This window comes from Mycobacterium sp. BK086 (genome assembly GCA_004362315.1).
Classification (GTDB): domain Bacteria; phylum Actinomycetota; class Actinomycetes; order Mycobacteriales; family Mycobacteriaceae; genus Mycobacterium.
In genome coordinates this window covers 131,567-146,133 of sequence record SNWL01000008.1, presented here as the reverse complement: position 1 = coordinate 146,133, position 14,567 = coordinate 131,567, and the positions used below count along the sequence as shown (strand labels likewise).

The 14,567-nt window shown below is 66.5% G+C and carries 10 protein-coding genes; 5 read left to right on the top strand and 5 right to left on the bottom strand.

The window, feature by feature from the left end:
* Positions 1-7 precede the first annotated feature (7 nt).
* Positions 8-2,077 (bottom strand): phosphate acetyltransferase, encoded by a 2,070-nt coding sequence (gene pta, locus EV580_RS27085; RefSeq protein WP_133695296.1) that lies wholly within the window; start codon positions 2,075-2,077, stop codon positions 8-10.
* A gap of 296 nt (positions 2,078-2,373) precedes the next feature.
* Between pta and EV580_RS27080 the strand changes: the two genes are divergently transcribed.
* The 4 genes from EV580_RS27080 (at position 2,374) to EV580_RS27065 (ending at position 9,208) form a co-directional block, all read left to right on the top strand.
* On the top strand, positions 2,374-4,023 hold the full coding sequence (locus EV580_RS27080) for a hypothetical protein (RefSeq protein WP_133695294.1): 1,650 nt from the start codon (positions 2,374-2,376) through the stop codon (positions 4,021-4,023).
* Positions 4,024-4,027: 4 nt separating this feature from the next.
* Entirely contained in the window at positions 4,028-5,440 is a 1,413-nt protein-coding gene (locus EV580_RS27075; protein WP_133695959.1) for a glycosyltransferase family 2 protein, read from the top strand.
* A gap of 71 nt (positions 5,441-5,511) precedes the next feature.
* On the top strand, positions 5,512-7,491 hold the full coding sequence (locus EV580_RS27070; RefSeq protein WP_133695292.1) for a hypothetical protein: 1,980 nt from the start codon (positions 5,512-5,514) through the stop codon (positions 7,489-7,491).
* A gap of 76 nt (positions 7,492-7,567) precedes the next feature.
* Positions 7,568-9,208 (top strand): glycosyltransferase family 39 protein, encoded by a 1,641-nt coding sequence (locus tag EV580_RS27065; RefSeq protein WP_370629516.1) that lies wholly within the window; start codon positions 7,568-7,570, stop codon positions 9,206-9,208.
* Here EV580_RS27065 and fgd read toward each other — a convergent pair.
* Complete coding sequence (gene fgd, locus EV580_RS27060; protein WP_133695291.1) at positions 9,205-10,215, bottom strand: glucose-6-phosphate dehydrogenase (coenzyme-F420); 1,011 nt, start codon at positions 10,213-10,215, stop codon at positions 9,205-9,207. The two genes, EV580_RS27065 and fgd, sit on opposite strands and share 4 nt — an antisense overlap.
* Positions 10,216-10,279: 64 nt before the next feature.
* Between fgd and EV580_RS27055 the strand changes: the two genes are divergently transcribed.
* Positions 10,280-11,014, top strand: a complete 735-nt coding sequence (locus tag EV580_RS27055) for an MBL fold metallo-hydrolase (RefSeq protein ID WP_133695289.1) — start codon at positions 10,280-10,282, stop codon at positions 11,012-11,014.
* Here the strand turns inward: EV580_RS27055 and EV580_RS27050 are convergent.
* Genes EV580_RS27050 through EV580_RS27040 form a run of 3 tightly spaced genes read right to left on the bottom strand, consistent with a single transcriptional unit; the run spans position 10,996 to position 14,557 of the window.
* Positions 10,996-12,363 carry an NtaA/DmoA family FMN-dependent monooxygenase gene (locus EV580_RS27050; protein ID WP_133695287.1) on the bottom strand — a complete coding sequence of 456 codons (1,368 nt, stop codon included), beginning with the start codon at positions 12,361-12,363 and terminating at the stop codon, positions 10,996-10,998. The genes EV580_RS27055 and EV580_RS27050 overlap by 19 nt on opposite strands.
* The gene (locus EV580_RS27045) at positions 12,360-13,472 is read right to left on the bottom strand and encodes an LLM class flavin-dependent oxidoreductase (protein WP_133695285.1); all 1,113 of its coding nucleotides are present in this window, start codon (positions 13,470-13,472) and stop codon (positions 12,360-12,362) included. Before EV580_RS27045 ends, EV580_RS27050 begins: the two co-directional genes overlap by 4 nt.
* Positions 13,469-14,557 carry an LLM class flavin-dependent oxidoreductase gene (locus tag EV580_RS27040; protein WP_133695284.1) on the bottom strand — a complete coding sequence of 363 codons (1,089 nt, stop codon included), beginning with the start codon at positions 14,555-14,557 and terminating at the stop codon, positions 13,469-13,471. Before EV580_RS27040 ends, EV580_RS27045 begins: the two co-directional genes overlap by 4 nt.
* Positions 14,558-14,567: the final 10 nt, after the last annotated feature.

Sequence of the window (14,567 nt, the reverse complement as noted above, 5' to 3'; positions counted from 1 at the left end):
ACGCGGGTCAGGCCCCCTGGGCTTGGATTGCGGTGATCGCGACGGTATTGACGATGTCATCGACGAGCGCGCCACGCGAGAGATCGTTGACGGGTTTGTTGAGTCCCTGCAACACCGGACCGATGGCAATGGCGCCCGCGCTGCGCTGCACCGCCTTATAGGTGTTGTTGCCGGTGTTCAGGTCCGGGAAGATCAGGACGGTCGCACGGCCGGCCACCGCGGAACCCGGCATCTTGGCCGCGGCCACGGTCGGATCGACGGCGGCGTCATACTGGATCGGACCTTCCACCAAGAGCTCGGGTGCCCGTTCCCGGACCAATTCGGTTGCGGTCCTGACCTTCTCGACACCACTGCCGCTACCCGAGTCGCCCGTGGAATACGACAGCATCGCCACCCTCGGATCGATGCCGAACTGCGCGGCGGTGCGCGCGGAGCTGATCGCGATGTCGGCAAGTTGTTCTGCGGTCGGGTCGGGCACGATTGCGCAGTCGCCGTAGGCGAGGACCCGATCGGCAAGGCACATCAGGAAGATGCTGGACACCGTCGAAACATCGGGCCGAGTCCTGATGATCTCGAGGGCGGGCCGCACGGTGTGCGCCGTGGTGTGCGCGGCACCGGAGACCATGCCGTCGACAATGCCGTTGTGCACCAACATTGTTCCGAAATACGACACGTCGTGCATGGTCTCGCGGGCTTGCTCCAACGTTACGCCCTTGGCCTTTCGAAGCTGGGCGTATTGCGCGGCGAACTCGTCGCAGAGCTCGCTGGTGCGCGGGTTCAGAACGGCCGCCTTGCTCAGATCGACGCCCAGTTCTGCTGCGCGGGAACGGACTTGAGCCTCCTCGCCCAGAATCGTCAGGTCGGCGACACCGCGGAGCAACAGGCGGCCGGCCGCATGCAGGATCCGGTCCTCGTCCCCTTCCGGCAGAACGATGCGCTTGCGATCGGCGCTCGCCCGCTCCATGAGTTGATAGGTGAACATCTGCGGCGTCGTCACCGTGGGGATCGGCAGACTGAGCCGGTCCTGCAGGTCGTCGATGTCGACATAGCGCTCCATCAGCGCGATCGCGGTGTCGATCTTGCGCTGTGAGGTCGCTGTCACCCTGCCGCGGGTCCCGGCCACCGCACTGGCGGTCTCGAACGTGCCGAGGTCGGTGGCGATGATCGGCAGTCGTAGCCCGAGCCCCGTCACCAATTCGGCGATCGAGCGATGCAGCGGTAACCCGCCGTTGAGGATGATCGCCGACAGCGAGGGAAAGCCTTCGGCGGCATGCGCGCTGGTGACGGCCAGCACCACGTCGGAGCGGTCACCTGGGGTGATGACGGCGACGCCCTCGGTGAGCCGTTCCAGACAGTGCTCGGCGGTCATCCCCGCCACGAGCACTCCCATCACTTCGCGACCGAGCAGCGATTCGTCGCCGTGCACCAGAACGCCGTCGACCGCATGGCTGAGGTCGGCGACCGTCGGTGCCACCAGGAGTGGCTCCTCAGGGATGACGTACACGCGCGGCCCCAGGTTGGCGCAGGCCTCGGCCACCGCGTGGAGCTTGGCCGGATCGGCGCGGTTGGCCACCACGGCCGCCGTGTGGGCGTGCTGAGTGGCCAGCTCGGCCAGGCACAACTCGATGACTTCGGCGACCTCCTGCGGGGAGCGATCGCGGGCGCGCACCGAGAGCAGAACCGGCGCGCCCAAGTTGGCCGCGATGCGGGCGTTCACGCTCAGCTCGGTCGGCGTAGCAACGTCGGTGTAGTCCGATCCGACGATCACGACCGCATCACAGCGCGCCGCCACTTCGTGATAGCGGTCGACGATGTCGGCGATCGCTCCGTCCGGATCGGCGTGCAATCGCTGATACGTCACGCCGACGCATTCCTCGTACGTCAGGCCGGCGTTACTGTGCGCCAGCAACAACTCCAGGATGTAGTCGCGATTCTCTCGGCGCGTGATCGGACGGAACACCCCCGCCCTCGGCACCATCGCGGTCAGCCGGTGCAGGATTCCGAGCGCGACGGTGGACTTACCGGTGTCACCCTCGGGCGACGCGATATAGATCGACGTGGTGGGGGCGGCGGTCACCCCAACAGCTTTCCGTAACCGCGATCGATGTGACACCCGGACACCTCACCGCGACGGCAGCGAGGGCCTTCCGGCACGAGCCCGCCAGCGAAATTACTTAGGAGTTAATTAAGAGACGTTCACAGACATGCAGATATGGCAAATTATGAAAAATGAGCCAAAGGGTGCGGAATCTGGCCGGGATTTGTATGATTTCCGAGGCATTTAGTGCGTTGAGCACCTGAGTTGCACACCAGCCAGTTGTATTCAAAGTATGCCAGGGGATTGCGCAAACACTTCGGGGCGAAGGAAGCGGTGTGACGACGTACGCAGATCTCACTGACGACCGCATCACCCACGCACCTCTGCGGACCCGCGCAGCCGGCTGGGCCGGCCGCAAGGCCAAGACCCTGCCGAGCTCCTCCGAGCCCCACACGGTCCCGATCCCGGTAGGCGCCTCCTCGGCGGCGCTGGTGAGCGACCACCGCGATTCGCTCACGCTGAACCTAGTCGGGACACCTGCCCTCCCCCTGCAAGCCGGCCGGGCCAGTCGGGCACGAGCTCGTCACTACCGGCGGACGTTGCCGTCCCTGCGGCACATGCGCCGGATGGCATTGCTGCTGGCGTTCACCCTCGTCGCGTTCGGCGGCATCTTCTTCGAGGTCGCGCGCTCGATCGCGGGCGGCGCGCCGATCGCCTACCTCGCCGTGCTGCCAATCCTGCTGGCCATGGTCGCGTTCGGCTGCTCAGCGCCGCCGCGCGGAGTGGGCGACGCCGAGGCGGACTGGATCCTGGCCGGGATAGTCGGCGGCCTCGCACTGCTCTTGCGCTTCCTGATGGAACATCGCCTGCCGACGTTGTCCGGCCTGTGGCACCTGCCCCTGATCGGTGCCGTCATCTGGACCGCAGTCGCGGGCACCATCTTGTTCGGCGTTCGGCGGGTCGCCAACAAGTGGCCGCTGTGGCTGTTCGCCCTGTGCACTGTCACACCGGTGCCCTACCTGATGCTCACCGCGGCGCTCGGCGGATCGACCGTCGCGTCGTCGTCGGTCGCCGCTGCCGTCGGCGCGATCGCGGTGTTCCTGGCCGGGCGCCAACACGCCTTGGCCTGGCGGTTGGCCGCCACGATGGCAACCGCCCTCTTCGGTGTCACCTGCGCGATGGCTCTCGCGCACGTCCCACTGATCGCTTCGGTGGCCGTGTCCGCCGGAGTGGTGCCGGTGGCGTCGTTCGTGGCACTGAACGCCTTCGGCGCTCGGCGCCAGTGGGAGCTGCACGTCGAGCACACGCCGGTACCGCGGCGCTCATTCCTCTCGGTCGGACTGCTCGCGGCGGTATCGGTCCTGCTGCTCGTGCTCAACAGCGCGAACCTGGCCGGCGCGTCATCGCCGGCAGTGGCACGCGCCAATTGGCAGACGGTGTCGGGGTTGGTGCCCACACAGCACTTCGGCTTCATCCATCGCTATCTCGGGAACGACGCCAGCTTCACCCGCTACACCGTGCCCGCCCGAGACGGTTATCCGCAGGCCGCGGTCGATGTGATCACCGACGACAACCTCGAAGCCCTGCGCGCCTACCGCGACGTCGTCTGGTATCCCGCCGCCGTCACACCCAATTACGCACCGATCAACCTCGGCAATGTCGCTGTGCCACAAGGGCGTGTCGTCGGCAGCGACTCGTCGTCCGTCACCGACGCCGACGCCAGCCAGTGGTACGCGATCACCTGGCTGTGGCGTGCGGGCGACAAATACCAGCAGGTGTTCGTCGTGCTCAATCAGGACCCGGTCTCCAAGGCCGCACCGCCACTGCCTGCCATGCTCACGGTGCACGACGTCGTGACCGGCCCCGCGCTATGGCTCACGCGCCAACAAGCCAGCCCCTCCGTCGTCGCCGATCCGCTGGTCACCGTGCGGGCCAGGCAGGTCGTCTCCGACGTCCTGTCCGCCGGAGCGCCAAGACGTGCCTGAGAACATGCCGTCCGCCGTGCTGGCGCCACATCTGTCTGCCCGCACCGCGCTTGGCACCCGAACCCTGCTCGTGCTGCTGCTGCTCGGCGCCGTCACCGTCGCCGCCATCGTGGCCTTTCCCCGCGCGGTCCCCCCGATCCTGACCCTGATCGCGGCAGCGCTGTATCTCGTGTCCACCATCGACCGGAACATGTTGATGCTGCGGGGAATCCGTTCGCTGGCGATGGTGTCGGTCAGCGACGAAGACGCCCTGGCGGTGGCCGACGACGATCTCCCCGTCTACACCGTGCTGCTGCCGGTCTACCAGGAACCAGAGATCGTCCAGAACCTCCTCGACGGCGTTGGCAACCTGAACTACCCGCACGACAAGCTGGAAGTGCTGTTGCTCGTCGAGGACGACGACATCGCCACCCAGGCTGCGCTTCATCTGTTGCCGATCAAGGGAATCCGAGTCGTCCTCGTCCCGCACAGCCTGCCCAAGACGAAGCCGAAGGCGTGCAACTACGGGATGTCGCTGGCCGGGCTCCGCGGCGAGATGGTCACCATCTACGACGCCGAAGACATTCCGGACCCGCTGCAGCTGCGGCGCGCTGTGGTGGCGTTCCGCCGGCTGCCAGCGGATGTCGGATGCCTTCAGGCCCGACTCGGCTACTTCAACGAATCCCAGAACCTGCTCACCCGCTGGTTCTCGATGGAGTACGACCAATGGTTCGGCGCCGTCCTGCCTGCGGTCGAGAAGGCGCGCTGCGTGGTGCCCCTGGGTGGCACGTCCAATCACATGCGGACACAGGTGTGGCACGACATCGGCGGATGGGACGAACACAACGTCACCGAAGACGCTGATCTCGGCGTTCGCCTTGCCCGAAATGGCTACCGCACAATGATTTTGGACTCGCTGACGCTCGAAGAAGCCAACGCTGACCTGATCAACTGGATCCGGCAGCGGTCTCGGTGGTACAAGGGCTACCTGCAGACGATGATCGTGCACCTGCGACGCCCCGGACAACTGCGTAAAGAAGTCGGCATCCTCCCCACGCTGCGGTTGATCAACATGACCGGCGCGATTCCGCTGGCCAACGCCTCCAACCTGCTGCTGTGGTCGACGATGGCGGTCTGGATCATCGGTCGCCCGCACGCCGTCACACTGATGTTCCCGCCACTCACCTATTACCTGTGCCTGGTGCTGTTCATGCTGGCGGCGCCGATGTCACTGTTCGTCGGACTCATCGCCGTTGTCGCGATGGGCAAGCCACAGCTCTGGTGGGCTGCCCTCCTGGCACCCGGGTATTGGGTTCTTCAATCGATAGCCGCGTTCAAAGCGGTGTACCAGCTGTTCTTCAGACCGTTCTATTGGGAGAAAACCGTGCATGGATTGAGCACTCCGTCCTCGACCCGGGTTTCGGTGACCGCGTCATGACGGCACTGTCTCGGGCTTGGGCGGTCATGTGTGCCTGCCTCTTACTGGCCTGTGCCCTACTGGGTGGTCCGATGCCGCGCGCCGCTGCCGAACCAGACCCCGGCGAGCAGCCGGTCTCGCCGGTGGAGCCAGTGACACCCGAAACCGAGCCGGTAGTCGCGCCGGAAGCGGTGGCGCCGCCGGAACCCAATGTGACAGCGCCCATCTCGTGGCCGCAGCTGGGCCGATCGGACCGCATCGACATCGTGGGCAGCAATCAATTGGTGGACACCGACGTCCCGGTGCCCGAGGGCGTGGTGCCCGGGGTGCTCACCGGCGTGATCAACTCGGTTGTCAATGTCGCCGACGGTCGTGTCGACGTACTCGACGCCCGCGGAACGACGCTGGGCACCATCGTGATCCCGCCGGAACTGGGACCCGTACCGTTCGCCGTGGACCTCTCCGCCGCGCAGGTCACCGACGGGTCGGCCAAGTTGAGTTTCGTTCTGCGCGACGCCAACCCGCCGGGTAACAGCTGTACGCAGCTCCCGTCGCTGACGATGAGTCAACTGGCCGTCAACTTCCTCGGGCAGGCTCCGTTCCCCGCCATGGTGTCCGACTTCGAGCCCGGCTACACCGACCAGATCGTGATCCGGACCGGTCCCACCCCATCCCGCGCGCAGCAGCAGGCCGCGCTCGACCTGGTGGCCAAGCTGACCCAGCACTACCGGCCGATGCCGGTACGCGTCGACGTCGACACCTCGAGTGACCCGCTGCCGCCGGGCTCGCCGACCCGGCGGGTCATCGAGTTGCGCGACATCGCGCCGGCGCGGCTGCTGGTGGAGAATCCCAATTCTCCCGACGCGGTGCTGGTGATTTCGGGTAAGGGTGACGACCTGAGCCGCCAGGTTCAGCTCTTCGCCGACCAGCGCATCAAGCTGGCGCAAACTGACTCGGCCGCGGTCACCGCGGTGAAGTCCGACACACCGAAGTCGACCAATATCAAGACATTTGGCCAGTTGAACATGACCGGCCAGACCTCGGTTGCCAACACGTCGACGCTGTACGTCGGGTTCGATGTCAGTCAGTTCGCCATCGGCCCGATCCAGGAAGCCAAACTTCACTTGATCGCGCACTACACGCCGGTGCTGGGTGGCCAGGCATCCATGGTGGTTCGTTCGGGCAGCACCGTGCTCGCGTCGAAGCGTCTCGACGAGTCCGGTGTCGTCGACGTCAACGGCGTCATCCCGCGCGAATCGGTGCAGTCCAATGTCGGCATCGCCATCGAACTGCACTACACCGCCAGCCAGGAATGTGCGCCCCTGAGCAACAGGATTCAGTTCACTCTCGATCCGGGCTCGACCGTGGCGGTCACCCCCGGTACGCATAATCGCGGCGGTTTCGCGGTCCTGCCGATGGCCTTCACCCCGGACTTCGACGTGGTGGTCGATCAGCCCGACCATCTCCGATTCGCCGCGCAGGCAGTCAATCTGATGGCACAGCAGACCGCCATCACCTTGCGCCCACAACTCAACGCCTTGCCTGCGGCCGCCACCTCGGGCCGCGGCCTGCTGGTGGTGGGACGCGGCGAGGATCTCTCGCGTGCCGGCCTGACGCCGACGGTGCTGGCGCAGACCAACGGAGTGGGCTTCCGTGGCACACCGGACAGCGACGTGAACTTCAACGGACCCGTCGGCGTGGTGCAGGTCTTCTCGCAGAACAACCGGACGATTCTTGCCGTCAGCGCGACCGACGACTGGTCGTTGGTCGAGCGGAACTTCGACTACATCCGGGCGGCGGACTCGCGCTGGGCCTCACTGACCGGTGACGTCGTAGCCACCGGCGCCGCCTCGCAGACTGTGAATTTGACTGTGCGCGAAGGTGGTCCGCTGATCAACGAGTATCCCGGTGACGGCTGGAAATGGTGGTCATGGCTGACGATCGGAGCGATCGCCGCGGCCGTCGTCGCCGTCGCCGGCCTGCTGATCTGGCAGCTGCGGGTACGACTGCGCCGCCGTCAGCGGCAGCTACCGACGCAACCGGTGCACGTCGGCGAGGTACCTCACGAGTGATGCGGTGACCGTAGTCCTGACGGACGCGCCGGCGACAGCCGCGCACGACACCCCGTCGACGCCCCCGGACCCATCGGTGCCGGGGCGTTGGCGGGGCGTGGCTCTGTACATCGTGCTGAGTGCGCTGTATTTCACCGTCGGCTACGTCCTGACCGTGCGCTACAACATGTTTGACCCCGATTCCACCAGCCGGGTCGCCAACGCGGGCTACGTCACGCAGAGTCGCGACCCCCACCTGTCGGCGATCGGCTTCGTGTGGAATCCGTTGCCGAGCCTGGTCGAGATCCCCATCCTGCAATTCGCCCGCTGGTGGCCGGAATTGCGCAGCCACGGGATCGCCGGCGTGGTGCAGAGCTCGTTGTTCATGGCCGGCGCCGCGGTGATGGTGCGCCGCATCGCCCTCGACCGCGGTCTGGGTTCGGGTTGGCGGCGACTGGCTGTCCTCTGTTTCGCGCTGCAGCCGATGATCATCGTCTACGGGGCATCCGGGATGAGCGAAGCCGCCGAAGCCTTTTGCGTGGTGTGGTGTACCCGTCACCTGCTGCGCTGGGTCGAGGGACGCTATGTCGGCGACCTGGCGCTCGCCGGCGTCGCATTGGGAGTCGGCTACCTGGCTCGCTATGAAGTCGTACCCGTGGCGGTCGGCGTTGCCGCCTTCGTCGGTTTCCTGGTCTTCAGGTCGGCGCCTCGCTCGACGCGAATGACCACGACCGCAGCACATCTCGCCATCGTGCTGTTCCCGATCGTGACAGCCGCCTCGATCTGGGCAGCAGCAGGCTGGGTGGTCAACGCCGAACTCTTCGCCACCCTGACATCGCGCTACGGCAACGGAAGTCAGGTGGCCGGCGCGGTGGCCCGTGGCGGCACGCTGAGTCAGGCCGCATCGTCGGACTGGGTGGTGGTCTCGGCACGTCTGTTCGGGATGCAGCCGTTCGTCGGAATCGCCGCCGCCGGTGCACTTCTCTACGCGGCATTGAGCCGCCGGCTGACTCCGCTGGTGCCGCTGGTGACCTTCGGGCCGGTACTTGCGTTCGCTGCGTGGGGACAGTTCACCTCCACCACGTTCGGCTGGTTCCGCTTCTATCTCTTGGCGATTCCGGCGGTGGTGTGTATCGCACTCGCCTGCTGGACGTCGGCCCCGAGACTGCGCACGCCGTGGCAGGCGGAGACACCGGCGGCCAAACTCGCCGCGGTCCTGATCACGCTGTCCATCCTCGTCGGCTTCCCTGTCACGGTGCGTGCCTCGCTGGACGAACGCATCGGAAATCAGCAGCTGCAGTTCGGGTTCAACTCGCTACTGCACCCGGAGAAATATCGTTCGCAAGAGCAGTGGTATCGCCGGCTGATGGTCAACGATCGGGTGCTGGCCCAGTACCTCGATCGCATGCAGCTTCCGGACGGTTCGGTGCTGATGGACACGTTCAACACCTGGGGCGTGTGGCTGAGCTCCAACCGCCCCAAACAGTTCATCGTGACCAGTGACTACGACTTCAAGACCGCGTTGAACCGGCCATGGGCCAACGGCGTCAAGTACGTCTTGATCAGCAACCCCGAGATCTCCGACGCCGACGCGATCGACGTTCGCTATCCGACGCTGTGGTACGACGGCGCGGGATTCGGCGACCTGGTCCTCACGATCTATGGCGCCACCGGCGATGAGCGCTTCCGGCTCTACAAGGTCACCGGCCCACAGGTGAGCGCGGCGAGCAAGCCCTAGCCGAGCTTGCGCAGGCGCGGTTCGAGGTCCTTCTTGAACAGCTCCAGGAAGCGGCGCTGATCTTGGCGCGGGTCGTGGAACACCAAGTGGTTCAAGCCCCAATCGACATAGTCCTTGACCTTGGCGACAGCCTCATCGGGATCTGAGGCCACGATCCAGCGCTTGGCCACCTGCTCGATCGGCAATGCGTCGGCGGCCTTCTCCATCTCGATCGGGTCGTCGATGCTGTGCTTCTGTTCCGCGGTCAGCGACAGCGGCGCCCAGAAGCGGGTGTTCTCCAGCGCGAGCTTCGGGTCCGGGTCGTACGAGATCTTGATCTCGATCATCCGGTCGACGTCGTCGGGGTTCTTACCCGCTGCCTCGGCGCCCTCGCGCATGGCGGGAATCAGCTTGTCCTTGTACAGCTCCTCGCCCTTACCGGAGGTGCAGATGAAGCCGTCGCCCGCGCGCCCGGCGTACTTGGCCACCTGCGGTCCGCCCGCGGCGATGTAGATCGGGATGCCGCCCTCGGGCACGTCGTAGATCGAGGCGCCCTTGGTCTTGTAGTACTCGCCCTCGAAGTCGACGCGGTCGCCCAGCCACAGCTCACGCATCAGCCGGACCGACTCGCGCAGCCGCGCGTAACGCTCCTTGAACTCCGGCCACTCGCCCTCGTAGCCGGTGGCGATCTCGTTGAGCGCCTCACCGGTGCCGATGCCGAGGAAGATCCGGTCGGGGTACAGGCAGCCCATCGTCGCGAAGGCCTGCGCGATCACCGCCGGGTTGTAGCGGAACGTGGGGGTCAGCACCGAGGTGCCCAAGACGAGACGCTTGGTGCGCTCACCCACCGCCGTCATCCACGCGAGCGAGAACGGCGCGTGCCCACCCTCGTGCCGCCACGGCTGGAAGTGGTCGCTGACCGTCGCACTGTCCATCCCGTGCGACTCGGCGAGCACCGCCAGCTCGACCAACTCCCGCGGCGCGAACTGCTCCGCCGACGCCTTGTATCCCAGTTTCAGTTCAGCCACGCTCTCGTTTCTACTCCCCTCGCCGCCACTGTGGTCAGCCGGAGTCTCGATTTAAACTCGCGGCATGCCCGTGTCCCTGACCGCTGTCACCGAACACGTCCACATGGCGCAGACACCGCTGGTCAACTGGACGGTCGTCACCGACGACGCCGGTGTCATGCTGATCGACGCCGGCTTTCCCGGCAGCCGCGACGACGTCCTGCTGTCACTGCGCGAACTCGGCTTCGGACCAACGGATGTGACGGCGATCCTGCTGACCCACGCGCACGTCGACCATTTCGGTTCGGCCATCTGGTTCGCGCAGACCCACGGCACTCCGGTCTACTGCCACGCCGACGAGGTCGGCCACGCCAAACGCGAATATCTCCAGCAAGCCTCACCGGTCGACCTGATGCTGCACGCCTGGCAGCCGCGCTGGGTGAAGTGGTCGCTGGACATAGTCCGCAAGGGTGCGCTGGTGCACGCGGGCATCCCGTCGACCGGCGCCCTGACCGAAGACGTCGCCGAGCGTCTTCCCGGCAGGCCGCTGGCCGTACCGACCCCTGGGCATACCGGCGGGCATTGCTCCTACATCGTCGACGGCGTACTGGTCAGCGGTGACGCCCTGGTCACCGGCCATCCGCTGGCGCCGCGCAAGGGCCCGCAGCTTCTGCACCATGTGTTCAACCACGACGAACCGGGGTGTGTGCGCAGTCTGTCCGCGCTGGCGATGCTCGAAACCGATGTGCTGATTCCCGGGCACGGGGATCTGTGGATCGGGCCGATCCGCGAGGCCGTGCGTCAGGCCACGCCCCGCTGAGTCGGGGGCTCCGGCGCGGTCAGCCCCAGATTCTCCCGCAGAGTGGTACCGCCGTATTCGGTGCGGAACACGCCGCGCTCCTGCAGCAGCGGCACGACGGTGTCGACGAACTCGTCGAGCCCGCGTGGTGTCAGGTGTGGCACCAGGATGAATCCGTCGCAGACGTCGGCCTGTACGTACCGGTCGATTTCGGTGGCGACATGTGTTGCGGTGCCGACGAATTGCTGGCGGCTGGTGACGGCGATGACCAGTTCACGGATCGACAGATTCTCGGCCTCGGCTCGCTGCCGCCAGGCCCCGGCCAACGCCTTGGGATCACCGTGACGCACCCGGCCCTGCGTGACGCTCGGATCGTCGGTGGGTTCGACATCGGGCAACGGGCCGTCCGGGTCGTAGCCGGACAGGTCGCGCTGCCAGACCTGTTCGAGCATTGCGATCGCCGTCTGCGGACTGACCTGCTGATACCGGATGTGTCGGGCCTTCTCCTCGGCGTCCGCGGCGCTGTCGCCGAGCACGAACGTCGCGGCGGGAAAGACCTTGAGATCGTCGGGATTTCGCCCGTGCGCCACCGCGCGGGCCTTCACGTCGGCGTAGTAGCGCTGCCCGTCCTCGAGCGCGCCGTGGCCGGTGAAGAGTGCGTCGGCGTGTTTGGCGCCGAAGTCCCGGCCCTCGTCGGAATCGCCGGCCTGGAGCAGAACCGGATGTCCCTGCGGGCCGGCGGGTAGCGTGGCCACACCGCGGACGTCGAACTGCGCACCGCGATGCGACACCGTCCGGATGCGGTCCGGGTCGACGTAGATGCCGGAGTCCGGGTCGGCGATCACCGCGCCGGCGGCCCAGCTGTCCCAGAACTCGCGCGCGACGGTGATGAACTCCCCGGCGCGCCGGTAGCGGTCGGCATGGTCGAGAAATCCACCGCGCCTGAAGTTTTCGCCGGTGAACGCATCAGATGAGGTGACCATGTTCCATGCGGCGCGGCCCTCGGAGAGGTTGTCCAGGCTGGCGAACTGCCGGGACACTTCGAACGGCTCGTTGAAGGTCGTGTTGATCGTGCCGGCCAGGCCGATGTGCTCGGTGACCGCGGCCAGCGCGGCGAGGACGGTGAAGGTGTCAGGCCTGCCTACGACATCCAGATCGTGGATCTGCCCGCGGTGCTCACGCAGTCGCAAGCCCTCGGCGAGAAAGAAGAAGTCGAACAGTCCCTGCTCCGCCTTGCGGGCGAGGTGGACGAACGAATCGAACTCGACCTGGCTGCCCGAGTCCGGGTCCGACCACACCGTGGTGTTGTTCACCCCGGGGAAATGCGCCGCCAGGTGAACCTGCTTGTGTTGCTTACCTTCTCGCATCATCCCGTGACACCCCAGCGTTTGGCCAGTAATTCGTACGAACGCAGCCGGTCGGCGTGCTGGTGGGTGGCCGTTGTCACCACCAGCTCGTCGGCGCCAGTGACCCGCTGCAGAGCGGCGAGCTTGTCGGCCACCTCGTCGGCGTCACCCACGAATTGCGTGGCGAGCCGGTCCTCGACGACCGCCCGCTGATCGTCGGCAAGGGGCACGACGGTGTCGGGGTCCGGATACGGTTCCGCCCCACCCTGTGCCCGGATGGAATACACCCACTGCCCGAACGGGGCGGCGAGATGTGTTGCGGTGGCGGAATCGTCGGCGACGAGAACGTCGGCCGAGACCACGACGTACGGTGTCGCCAGATGTGGGGACGGCGTGAACGCCGCCCGGTACGCATCAACGGCGTCCAGCGCTGAGCTGGGCGTGATGTGGTAGCTCGCCACAAACGGAAGTCCCTGTGCTCCAGCGACTTCGGCGCTCTGCCCCCTGCTGCTGCCGAAGATCAACGGTGTCAGGCCCGAACCCTCCCCCGGCACCGCGTGCACCGGGTATCCGTCTACGGTGTGGCTGCCGTCGAGCAGCGCCAGGATCTCACCGACCTGCTCGGCGAAGTCCGGTGCGACGGCCTCGGGCTGGGTGAGAACCGTTGACAGCGCCCGCATTCGCGGGCTACCCAGCAACGCGCGTACGTCGAACGGCGACGGAACGACCACGCCGTCGACTTCCCGCCACGGCACGTCAGGCCGGTCCGGCAGGTCGCCGCGTTCGGCCTCCTTGCGGCGCTGCCCTGAACGGCCGAGCCCGAGGTCGATACGCTCGGGGTGGAACTGATCGAGCATGCCGAAGCTCTCCACTACCGCCAGGGCCGTGGTGTACCCGAGCTGAACCGCCGCCGCACCGACCCTGATTCGTTCGGTGGCGGCGGCGATCTGGCCGATCAACACCGCCGGCGCCGAACTCGCGACGGCGACGAAGTGGTGTTCGGCGACCCAATAGCGTTGGTAGCCCCACTGATCAGCGTGGCGGGCGAGGTCGACGGTGTTGCGCAGCGCGGACCCCGCGTCGCACCCGGCGCTGATCGGCGACAGGTCGAGGATCGACAGCGGGACGTTCACGACGATCCCACCTCGGCGTAGCGATTGACAGATGCGGGCAAACCGAACCGTTCTCGCAGAGTTTCGCCGTCGCGGTAGCGGGTGCGGAATCGCCCGGCGCGCTGCAGATGCGGGACAACCTCGTCGACGATCACGGGAAGATCGGTGGCGTTGACGGCCGGCCGCAGCCGGAACCCGGCAAGGCCCAGATCGTGCCAGCCCAGCAGCAGCTCGACGAGGTCCGCCGGTGCACCCGCGAAAATCTGTGCATCGGAGCGGAAGTCACTGTCACCGGCGAAGCTGACCACCAGGTCGGCGATCACCTTGCCATCGACCCTGCCCAGGAGCGCCCGCACCGATGCCTCGTCGCTCGGCGTGACGAACACGAGATCGGCAGCGGCATTGGCGAATTCATAGACCGGCTGGGCGTGGGCCAGAGCGGCGACCGCAGGTTGGCCTTGGGGCGGGCGTGGCGTGATGGAGGGCCCTTTGACTGAGAAGTACGACCCCCGGAAGTCGATGTAGTGCAGCTTGTCGCGGTCGACGTAGCGGCCCGTCGCCACATCGCGGATGACGGCGTCGTCTTCCCAGCTATCCCATAACCGGCGGACGACATCGACGAAATCGGCTGCTTCATCGAATAATTCGGTCCCGTCGAGAACCGTGCGACGTCCGAATGCCGCCGCCTCGTGCGCGGTCGGGCTGACCCTGGCCTGCCAGCCGGCCCGGCCGTGCGAGACGAAGTCCAGTGTCGCGATGGCCTTGGAGACGTGAAACGGCTCGGTGTGGGTGACGGTGGCGACCGGGATGAGGCCGATATTGCGGGTGACCGGGGCGATCCTGGACGCGACCAGGACAGCGTCCGCGCGACCGGCTAGCCGGCGCGGATCGATCTCTTCGCGACGTCCCGGCTGAGCGGCCAGGCTGTCGTCGATGGTGAGGAAGTCCAGCAGCCCGCGTTCGGCGGTGGCGGCAAGCTGAGCCCAGTGCCGCCCAGAAGTCGTCGGCGCCGCAGTGGGGTTGGCGACAAGGGTGCGCCGCCAGGCCTGCGGGTGCCAGCCGTAACCGTCGAGTGCGACGCCGAGATTCAGGGGGTGTTGCGCCATCACACAACTG